This is a genomic window from Rahnella victoriana (assembly GCF_004330295.1).
GTDB lineage: Bacteria > Pseudomonadota > Gammaproteobacteria > Enterobacterales > Enterobacteriaceae > Rahnella > Rahnella victoriana.
In genome coordinates this window covers 51,630-62,606 of sequence record NZ_SJOJ01000033.1, presented here as the reverse complement: position 1 = coordinate 62,606, position 10,977 = coordinate 51,630, and the positions used below count along the sequence as shown (strand labels likewise).

Sequence of the window (10,977 nt, the reverse complement as noted above, 5' to 3'; positions counted from 1 at the left end):
CCTCCCTCCCTCCCCCTTCGCAGGGGGAGGAGCACCATGACCTTGAATTTGAATTTGAATTTGAAAGCTAATTACCGGCTCGCCGCCTCAACCGCCATCTGCACATAAATCTCCCGCAGTTTCGCGGCTACTCCCCCCGGTTTTCCCTCTCCGACCGGCTTGCCGTCCAGCGAAATCACTGGCCAGATAAAGGTCGTGGCGGAGCTGATAAATATCTCGCTAGCGTTCTGCGCTTCTTCCAGCGTGAACGGACGTTCCTCGAAACGGATACCGTGCTGCTTCGCCAGTTCCAGCAGCGCCTGACGGGTGATGCCGTGCAGAATGTGGGTGCTCAGCGGACGGGTGATCAGCGTGCCGTCGGCGTCGACAATCCAGGCGTTGCTGGAACTGGCCTCGGTGATCAGGCCGTTTTCAGTCAGTAAGGCGTCGTCGGCGTCATGCTGATGGGCGTACTCTTTCGCCAGACAAGGTGCCAGCAGGCCGACGGTTTTGATGTCGCGACGCTGCCAGCGGATATCCTCAACAGAAACCATGCGGATGCCGCTTTTCGCTTTCGGATGGTCGATCAGTGCACGCGCCTGCGTAAACATCAGAAAAGTCGGCGTGACGCTTTCACCGGGGAAATCAAAGTCACGATCGCCGCTGTTGCCACGGCTGATTTGCAGATAAACCGCCCCTTCCACCAGATTGTTTTCTGCGATCAGCCGGTTTTGCAGGATCTCAATGTCACTCAGCGCACAAGGCAGACGCAGTCTCAGTGCCTGACAGGAACGCGCAAGGCGGGCCAGATGCGCCGCGTTATCGAGCAGACGACCGTTCAGCACGGCGCTGACTTCATACACCGCATCAGCAAACAAAAAACCGCGATCAAATACCGACACCTTCGCGTCATGCTCGGCAACAAACTCCCCGTTGAGGTATACCGTTCTGGTCATGTTATTTTTCCTGGCCGACGTTGATTAGGATTTTTATTAGCTGTATTCAATACCAGAAAATAAATTGCGTGAAAACTGAGCGCCGGATGTTGATGCAACGCAGGTTTCCGCGATTCAGGGCGTAAAAAAAGCGCCCGGTTGAGCGCTGTTTCAGGGGAAGACCAAAGATCAGAGTTCGCCTTTTTTCTTTTTGTTGCGGATCACTAACCAGCTGATCAGCGCCATCACGCAGCCGATGAAGATAAACCAGATACCCAGCATCAGTTGCGGAGCCATTTCTCCCGGCGGGGTTTCCGGGCTGCCGACCACTAAACCGTGGATCGTGGCAACAATGCCGATAACCAGTAAAATCAGGCTGTTGCGTAATAAACGGCGGGCTACGGTCATGGGTTGTCTTGGGGTGGCCATCAGAAGCGTCCTTGAGCAATAAAATAAAGATAAGGGCGCATAATAGCGCCCTTCTTTTTTATGTCAAAATCGTCAGTTCACAATCGTGAAGGTCAATCAGCGACGATTACGTACCAGCTGATAACGACGGGTCAGATATTCCACCGGCGCGCTCCAGATATGCACCAGACGGCAGAACGGGAACAGCAGGAATAAGGTCATCCCCAGCACCAGATGCACGCGGAAAATAAACGCCACGCCATCAAGATGCGCCGCTGCGCCGCCACGGAAGGTCACCACCGACTGCGCCCAGCCGACCAGTTTCATCATTTCGCTGCCGTCCATATGCTGCGCGGAGAACGGAATGGTGCTCAGCCCCAGCGCACACTGTACCACCAGCAGAATGATGATCATGATGTCACCAAAACTGGAGGTTGCCCGCACACGTTCGTTGCTCAGACGACGCCACACCAGCATACCGCCGCCGATCAGGGTCATCACGCCGCAGGCACCGCCCGCCCACATTGCCATTTGCTGTTTCACCGGCACCGGCAGGAAAGATTCGTACATCCAGTGCGGCGTCAGCATCCCGAAGGCGTGACCGGCAATAATGCCGAGTATGCCGACGTGGAACAGCGGCGAGGCGATGCGCAGCGTTTTTTTCTCCAGTAACTGACTGGAGCCAGCACGCCAGCTGTACTGACCGTAGTCATAACGCAGCCAGCTGCCGACCAGAAATACCGTGCCGCACAGGTACGGATAGATATTAAAGAAGAAGTTGTTGAGGAAGTCGGTCATTTGCGTGGTTCCCCCGCAGGCGTTTCATCAAGGTTCAGATACTGTGGTGCGACCGCACCGGCGAAGCGTTTCTGGTGCGCGGCTTCCTCGCCTGACGCACAGCTTTGCTCGCCGAGGAACGTGATTTGTTCCTCTTCCCAGACCGCATCCAGCGCGGCGGGCGTGTCATCACGGGCTTCCTGTTTGATCCCTTCGCGCACCGTTGCGGTGGCGATATCACTGCCGGACAGCGCCAGCAGCAGATCAAACAGTTCGGCGTAATGGCTGTCACGCTCCTGTAAACGGGCGCTGAGTAACGCCAGGATCGGCGCGATATCACGCAGCCCTTCCCGCGCCTGATTTTCATCACGCGTGGTCAGGTATTCCAGATACAGCGGCAGGTAATCCGGCAGCTCGCGGCTGTCGATTTCCAGCCCTGCGTCGCGGTATTGCCCCATCAGATCCACCATCGCCTGACCACGGTCACGGGATTCACCGTGAACGTGTTCGAACAACAGCAATGACGTCGCACGGCCACGGTCGAACAAACCGGTGTACGCCGACTGCGCATCCAGCAGATCCCTTTTACAGAAATCCGTGATGTACAGCGCCAGATCCAGACGCTGCTCAGAGTCCAGTTCAGCAGACTGAGTCACCGCTTCGAGAAGCTCCATCTTGTGTTCCCACAAGTCTTCAGACGGATAATCCAGCAGCAGGCCGATGATGCGTAAACTGTTCATTAGCCCTTCCTTTCTGTTTTCGCGCCGATGTCGATGGCATCAATGCGTTTGCTGTTGAACAGGTTGAATTTGCTGTCGCTGCCGTGACAACCGTCACCGAAGCTGAAACCACAACCTTTGGCTTCCGGGAAGGCTTCACGCGCCTGTTCACGATGGCTTGATGGCACCACGAAACGGTCTTCGTAGTTGGCAATCGCCAGATAACGGTACATTTCTTCCGCCTGCGCCGCAGACAATCCGACCTGTTCCAGCGCGCTGGTGTCCGTGACACCTTCGACCGTTTCAGCACGTTTGAAATGACGCATCGCCAGCATGCGTTTCAGCGCACGCAGCACCGGCGCGGTGTCGCCCGCCGTCAGCAGGTTCGCCAGATATTGCACAGGAATACGCAGACTTTCGACGTCCGGCAGCACGCCGCTGTGCGGCAACGCACCGGCATCGGCGGCAGACTGAATCGGAGACAGCGGCGGCACGTACCAGACCATCGGCAGCGTGCGGTATTCAGGATGCAGCGGCAGCGCCAGCTTCCATTCAATCGCCATTTTGTAGACCGGCGACTGACGCGCGGCGTCCATCACCGACAGCGGAATGCCGTCTTTTTCGGCCTGCGCGATCACTTCAGGATCGTTCGGATCGAGGAAGATGCTCATCTGGCTTTCGTACAGATCTTTCTCGTTCTCCACTGACGCGGCTTCGGCGATACGGTCGGCGTCATACAACACCACGCCAAGGTAACGGATACGGCCGACGCAGGTTTCGGAGCAGACCGTTGGCTGGCCGGCTTCGATGCGCGGATAACAGAAAATACATTTTTCTGATTTGCCGCTTTTCCAGTTGAAGTAGATTTTTTTGTACGGGCAGCCGGTCAGGCACATGCGCCAGCCACGGCATTTGTCCTGGTCGATCAGCACGATACCGTCTTCGCCACGTTTGTAGATCGCCCCGCTCGGACAGGTCGCCACACACGCCGGATTCAGACAGTGTTCGCACAGACGCGGCAGGTAGGCCATAAAGGTATTTTCGAATTCGCCGTACATCTCTTTCTGCATGTTGGCGAAGTTCTGATCGGCAGAACGTTTGCTGAACTCAGTGCCCAGATCGTCTTCCCAGTTCGGGCCGCCGGTAATTTTCTTCATGCGTTTGCCGGTCAGCAGTGAACGCGGACGCGCCACCGGCTGATGTTTACCGTCTTTCGCGGTGTGCAGATGCTGATAATCAAAATCAAACGGTTCGTAGTAATCATCGATTTCCGGCATATGCGGGTTGGCGAAGATTTTATGCAGCAGGTTGGCTTTGTTGCCCATACGCGGCTGCAGTTTGCCGTTGATTTTGCGGATCCAGCCGCCCTTCCATTTTTGCTGGTTTTCCCAGTCGTGCGGATAACCCAGACCCGGTTTGGTTTCCACGTTATTGAACCACGCGTATTCCATCCCTTCGCGGCTGGTCCAGACGTTTTTACAGGTCACGGAACAGGTGTGGCAGCCAATGCATTTGTCGAGATTCAGCACCATGCCGACTTGTGAACGAATTTTCATTTGGCTTTCTCCTGTTGCACGGCGTCCTGCACGTAGTCATTGCCTTCATCGTCTAACCAGTCGATGCGGTTCATTTTGCGCACAATCACGAATTCATCGCGGTTAGAACCGACCGTGCCGTAGTAGTTGAAACCGTATGCCAGCTGCGCATAGCCGCCGATCATGTGAGTCGGTTTCGGGCAAACGCGGGTAACGGAGTTGTGGATCCCGCCGCGCTGCTGGCTGATTTCCGAACCCGGAATATTCACGATGCGTTCCTGCGCGTGATACATCATGGTCATCCCCGCCGGTACGCGCTGGCTGACCACCGCACGGGCGCTCAGCGAGCCGTTGGCGTTGAACGCTTCGATCCAGTCGTTATCCTCGATACCCAGTTTTGTCGCATCGTCTTCACTCAGCCAGACAATCGGGCCGCCGCGACCTAAGGTCAGCATCAGCAGGTTGTCGCTGTAGGTGGAGTGAATGCCCCATTTCTGGTGCGGCGTCAGGAAGTTCAGCGCCATTTCCGGATTACCGTTCGGTTTCGCATTCAGCAACGGTTGCGCCGCGCGGGTGTCGATTGGCGGACGGTACACCAGCAGGCTTTCACCGAACGCACGCATCCACGCGTGATCCTGATAAATCTGCTGACGGCCGGACAGCGTGCGCCACGGGATCAGCTCATGCACGTTGGTGTAACAGGCGTTGTAAGAAACGTGTTCATCTTCCAGGCCAGACCACGTCGGGCTGGAGATGATTTTGCGCGGCTGGGCCTGAATATCGCGGAAGCGGATTTTCTCGTCTTCTTTATTCAGCGCCAGATGCGTGTGGTCGCGGCCGGTATTCTGGCTCAGCGCCGCCCAGGCTTTCACCGCCACCTGACCGTTGGTTTCCGGAGCCAGTGTCAGGATGACTTCTGCCGCATCAATGGCGGTGTTGATCATCGGCTGGCCTTTCGCCGTACCGTCCGGTTTGGTGTAGTTGAGTTTTTTCAGCAAACCGACTTCGCTGTCGGTATTCCAGCTGATGCCTTTGCCGCCGTTACCGAGTTTTTCCAGCAACGGACCGACTGAGGTGAAACGTTCGTAAGTATTCGGATAATCGCGTTCAACCGCCATCAGATGCGGTGCGGTACGCCCCGGGATCAGCTCGCATTCGCCTTTTTTCCAGTCTTCCACGCCAAACGGCTGCGCCAGTTCAGCGGCGGAATCGTGCTGGATCGGCAAGGTCACCATGTCGGTTTCCACACCCAGATGGCCGACGCAAACACGGGAGAATTCTTTGGCGATGCCTTTGTAGATTTCCCAGTCGCTTTTCGAATCCCAGGCCGGATCAACGGCCGCTGACAGCGGATGAATAAACGGATGCATGTCCGAGGTATTCATGTCGTCTTTTTCGTACCAGGTCGCGGTCGGCAGAACGATGTCGGAATACAGACAGGTGCTGGACATACGGAAATCCAGCGTCACCACCAGATCCAGTTTGCCTTCACCGCCCTGCGCCTGCCATTCGACTTCTTCCGGCATCACGCCGCCCTGAATGCCTAAATCCTCTCCCTGAATACCGTGTTCGGTACCCAGCAGATATTTCAGCATGTACTCGTGGCCTTTACCGGAAGAACCCAGCAGGTTAGAGCGCCAGACAAACAGGTTACGCGGGAAGTTCTGCGGATTATCCGGCTGTTCAGCGGCGAACCGCACACTGCCTTCTTTCAGCGCTGCCACGGTGAAATCTGCCGGAGAAACACCGGCGGCTTTCGCCTGTTGCGCGATATGCAGCGGGTTCACGTTGAGCTGCGGCGCAGACGGCAGCCAGCCCATACGCTCGGCGCGCACGTTGTAGTCAATCATGCTGCCGGTGAATTTGGATTTATCCGCCAGCGGCGACAACAGTTCCTGCGGTGCGACGGTTTCGTAACGCCACTGGCTGGAATGGTTGTAGAAGAACGAGGTGCTGTTCATCTGGCGCGGCGGACGCTGCCAGTCAAGACCAAAGGCCAGCGGCTGCCAGCCGGTTTGCGGACGCAGTTTTTCCTGCCCGACGTAGTGTGCCCAGCCGCCACCGCTCTGACCCACGCAACCGCAGAAGATCAGCATGTTGATCAGACCCCGGTAGTTCATGTCGAGGTGATACCAGTGGTTCATCCCGGCACCGACGATGATCATCGAACGGCCATGGGTTTTGTTGGCGTTATCGGCAAATTCATGAGCGATACGCACGATGTTCTGCTGAGACACGCCGGTGATTTTTTCGGCCCAGGCTGGCGTATACGCTTTGATTTCGTCATAGCGTTGCGCGCAGTTTTCATCATTCAGACCGCGCTCAATGCCGTAGTTTGCCAGCGTCAGGTCGTACACGCTGGCGACCAGACCGGTGCTGCCATCCGCCAGTTGCAGGCGTTTGACCGGCAGTTTGTGCATCAGGATTTCATCCAGCGCCACGCTGTTGAAATGCTCGCTGACCGCGCCGCCAAAGTACGGATAACCGACGTTCACCACTTCATCGTGATTATCCAGCAGGCTCAGTTGCAGGCTGACGTCTTTGTGGTCTTTGCCCTCGCGGGATTCCAGATTCCACTGGCCTTTTTCACCCCAGCGGTAACCAATCGAGCCTAACGGCGACACCAGTTCACCGGTATTTTCGTCAAAGGCGATGGTTTTCCACTGCGGGTTATTTTCCTGACCGAGATTGTCCACCAGATCAGACGCACGCAGCATACGGCCTGCGGCATACGAACCGTCTTCGCGTGGTTCGAGCATCACCAGCATCGGCATGTCGGTATAGCGACGCACGTAATCGGTAAAGTACTGGCTCGGATTATCGATATGGAAGGATTTGAGGATCACATGGCCCATGGCCAGCGCCAGCGCGCTGTCGGTGCCTTGTTTCGGCGCCAGCCACTGGTCGCAAATCTTGGCGATTTCGGCGTAATCCGGCGTAATGGCGACGGTTTTGGTGCCTTTGTAACGCACTTCAGTGAAGAAGTGGGCGTCCGGCGTACGGGTCTGCGGAACGTTGGAACCCCAGGCGATAATATAAGAAGAGTTGTACCAGTCAGCCGATTCCGGCACGTCGGTCTGCTCGCCCCAGGTTTGCGGAGAAGCCGGTGGCAAATCGCAATACCAGTCGTAGAAGCTCAGACACACGCCGCCGATCAGCGACAGATAACGTGCGCCGGAGGCATAAGACACCATCGACATGGCCGGGATCGGCGAGAAGCCGATAATGCGATCCGGGCCGAAGGTTTTGGCGGTATAGACGTTGGATGCCGCAATCAGTTCATTCACTTCCTGCCAGCTTGAGCGCACAAAACCACCGCGACCGCGTGCCGCTTTGTATTCTTTGGCTTTTTCCGGCTGGCTGACAATCGAGCCCCAGGCATCGACCGGATCGCTGTGTTTCAGTTTGGCCTCGCGCCATAACTGGATCAGCTTTTTGCGCATCAGCGGATATTTCAGGCGGTTTGCACTGTAGAGATACCAGGAATAGCTGGCACCCCGCGGGCAGCCGCGCGGCTCGTGGTTCGGCAAATCCGGACGGGTGCGCGGATAATCAGTCTGCTGGGTTTCCCAGGTGACCAGACCGTTTTTAACGTAAATCTTCCAGCTGCATGAACCGGTGCAGTTCACACCGTGCGTGGAACGGACCACTTTGTCGTGCTGCCAGCGGCTGCGATAGCCGTCTTCCCAATCACGATTGGTATTCAGCGTCTGGCCATGGCCGTCAGCGAAGGGTTCAGCTAGCTGTTTGAAATAGCGAAACCGGTCAAGAAACTTGCTCATCCGGGACTCTCCTGTGCAAAGGCTTATTTGCGCTTTGTCATTATGTGAATGGCGGGGAATACAACTTCATTGCTCGTGCCCGAAGTAATTGGAATTGCAGCAAGGCAGCAAACGAAGGAATCCCGATGAGCTGACACAAGTCAGTGATTCGGGTGACTGAGTGCTGCTAACGCTGCTGCTATTTCAAGTACAAAGGGGAAATTGGCCTCAGGGTATGCACGCGCGGGACCGCCCTACTTGATTGCGATCAAGGCCGCCTCGTCGTGTATTTATTTACATAACGCAAGATACCCCCAAAGAGGTATCCGCAAGGGAGTCGTCATCTTATTGATTTACAGGATGTAATTTAAAAACAGGCAAGCCCTTTTATGCAGGACGGGAGGATATGGAAAATGAGGGGTATTTCAGAAAGCAGCCGGTTTCCATTGAGCAAACCGGCGGGTAATCAGAGGAAGTCTTTGGCTTTGTTCAGCAGCGCCGCTTTGGTGATCACACCCAGTAACCGGCGTGATTCAGCGTTTTCCAGCACCGGCAAACGTTCGAGCGGCGAATGACTGAACATTGCCCACGCCTGCTCATAACTGGCCTGCTGGAAAATGGTGGTGAATTCCTGCTCGATAAACGGGTCGATCGGGCTGTCTGATTTCACGCTGCCATCAATAAGACCGGCAGCCACCACGTTGGTCGGCACCACGCCGAGAAAACGTTCTTCCCGGTCGACCACATAGACATAACGCGTGCGTTGTTTCAGCCCTTCGCTGACCACTTCCGACAGCGAAGCATCGACATACATTTTCGAACAGGGCGAAATCAGCGACGCCACCGTGCTGTATTCAAAGGCATTTTTCGCCGCAAACCGCGCGTTATGCCGCGTCAGTACCGGATAGGTGCCGCCGACTTTCAGCCGTGATGCCACGACGTAAGAAATTGCCGTCGCCAGCATCAGCGGGAACAACAGCGAACTGTTGAGGGTCATTTCGAACGCCATCATGATCGACATCAGCGGCGCATGGCTGGTCGCCGCCAGCAGCGCACTCATGCCGATCGCCGCGTATAAACCGACCGGACCGGGATCGAACCCCAGCCATTGCAGGAAAGTACACACCAGCGCCCCGCCCGCCGCACCAATCAGTAATGAAGGCGTAAACAGCCCGCCGACGGCACCGGAACCGATGGTGATCGCCGTGGCGACAATTTTCAGGATCAGCAGCACCAGCAGTGACGTCTGTAAATTGCCGTTGTTGAGGATTAAATCGATCACTTCAAAACCGTTACCCAGCACCAGCGGCGAAATCATCGCCACCAGCCCGACACCCAGCCCGCCGAGACCAAGACGCAGCGCCGGGTGCGAAATGGGTTTCATCCACTGACGCACCTTATCGATAGACGAGATGAATAACGGCCCGAGGATCCCCGTCGCCACACCGATAATCAGCACGGTTAATATAGCGCCGGGAGACGGACTGAAAGACACGGAGGAATAAAGGTAAAGCGGCGCGTAATCGGTCAGCGACCGGACGGTCAGCACCGCCACCGATGCTGAGATAAACAGCGGGATCAGTCGCTGAACGGCGGTCACGCCGAAGGCGATTTCCGCCACAAACAGCGCACCGGCAAACGGGGCGTGATACACCGCCGCCAGCCCGCCCGCCGCCGCCATCGCGATAATATCGGACTGATGAACGCCCTTAAACCGCGAAAACCGCCCGAGCAGACTGCCGCTCAGCGCCGAAAGCTGCACCATCGCCCCTTCCCGACCAATTGAACCGCCGCTGGCAATACTGGCCAGCGAGGACAATCCGCGCAACACGGTGCTCACCACCGGAATGCCCGGCAAACGCTGATCGATAACATCGAGGTAATCCGGCATCTTGCCGTATTTGCTTTCGTGGCGCAGCGCCCACAGCAGAATGAAACCGGCAATCACCCCGCCTGTCGTGGTGATCAGCGGCCAGACGATTTTGGGATATTCATTGAAAGCGTTGGTGATGTCACTGCCGTCCGCGAACATCAGGCCGTTGACACCCGAAATCGCGCCGCGAAAAGCAATCGTCACCAGCGCGGCGACAATCCCCGCAGGAATGGCAATCAGCAGGTTAATCAGATCGCTCTTTTGCAGGGATTCAGTATTGAGGGCTTTCAGCGTCATAAGATCTCAGTAATGGAAACGGATTCGCAAAGGCAACAGTATCATTTTTCTAAATAATAAATGCAGTCGTCGTGATGTTCTCCGTTCAGCAGGTAGCCGCCTTTCAGCGTTTCGTGCAGGATGAAACCGTTCTTTTCCAGCAACCGGGCAGAACTGACATTCCCCGCCAGCACAGCGGCTTTAAGCCGGTGAATAACGCCGCTGCTTAATGCGAAATCACATAAGGCTTGCAGCGCTTCACCCGCGTAGCCTTTTCCTTGCGCGTAGGGTGCCAGCGTGTAGCCAATTTCCACTTTCGCCATATCGTCATCTTCGGCACGAAAACCGATATTTCCCTGTGGCTTGCCGGTTTCGCGGTCTCTGATAATGAACTCAGCCTGATGGCGGACGCCGGGAACAAAGCCCTGAAGACGTCGCGCAAATACCGCCCGGTTTTCTTCTTCCGTCATCATCGCTGACATGAATTTCATCAGTGTCTCATCCTGACGAAGCTGGAGAAAAAACGGCCAGTCATCTGACGTCACCGGCGTCAGGGTTAAGCGCGGCGTATTGAGTTCCATCATCAAATCCTTTCTTAAAATCAATGTTATATCGGTTATCACCTGCCCAAAACTCATCCTATTAAGGATTGAATGTAAAATCCAAAAATTTTCACTCTCCGCGCCGGCTGCGGTCAGCGCCATTACTGCGCGC

The 10,977-nt window shown here is 56.0% G+C and carries 8 protein-coding genes; all 8 read right to left on the bottom strand.

From position 1 onward, the window contains the following. Window positions 1-71: 71 nt before the first annotated feature. Window positions 72-935, bottom strand: coding sequence for a D-amino-acid transaminase (locus tag EYY67_RS21910; protein ID WP_131694384.1), 864 nt, complete (start codon window positions 933-935; stop codon window positions 72-74). Between the two features lie 168 nt (window positions 936-1,103). Beyond that, window positions 1,104-1,343, bottom strand: coding sequence for a hypothetical protein (locus EYY67_RS21905; RefSeq protein ID WP_013575745.1), 240 nt, complete (start codon window positions 1,341-1,343; stop codon window positions 1,104-1,106). Window positions 1,344-1,439: 96 nt separating this feature from the next. After that, window positions 1,440-2,120, bottom strand: a complete 681-nt coding sequence (gene narI / locus EYY67_RS21900) for a respiratory nitrate reductase subunit gamma (protein ID WP_095922190.1) — start codon at window positions 2,118-2,120, stop codon at window positions 1,440-1,442. After that, window positions 2,117-2,839, bottom strand: coding sequence for a nitrate reductase molybdenum cofactor assembly chaperone (gene narJ / locus EYY67_RS21895; RefSeq protein WP_131694383.1), 723 nt, complete (start codon window positions 2,837-2,839; stop codon window positions 2,117-2,119). Before narJ ends, narI begins: the two co-directional genes overlap by 4 nt. Beyond that, a complete protein-coding gene (narH, locus tag EYY67_RS21890) occupies window positions 2,839-4,374 on the bottom strand; it encodes a nitrate reductase subunit beta (protein ID WP_131694382.1) in 1,536 nt (511 codons plus the stop codon). The genes narJ and narH overlap by 1 nt, the downstream gene beginning before the upstream one ends. After that, on the bottom strand, window positions 4,371-8,135 hold the full coding sequence (locus EYY67_RS21885) for a nitrate reductase subunit alpha (RefSeq protein ID WP_131694381.1): 3,765 nt from the start codon (window positions 8,133-8,135) through the stop codon (window positions 4,371-4,373). The genes narH and EYY67_RS21885 overlap by 4 nt, the downstream gene beginning before the upstream one ends. A 445-nt stretch (window positions 8,136-8,580) precedes the next feature. After that, window positions 8,581-10,284, bottom strand: a complete 1,704-nt coding sequence (locus tag EYY67_RS21880; protein WP_095922194.1) for a chloride channel protein — start codon at window positions 10,282-10,284, stop codon at window positions 8,581-8,583. Window positions 10,285-10,325: 41 nt separating this feature from the next. Continuing rightward, window positions 10,326-10,847 (bottom strand): GNAT family N-acetyltransferase, encoded by a 522-nt coding sequence (locus tag EYY67_RS21875; RefSeq protein ID WP_165497993.1) that lies wholly within the window; start codon window positions 10,845-10,847, stop codon window positions 10,326-10,328. Between the last annotated feature and the right edge of the window lie 130 nt (window positions 10,848-10,977).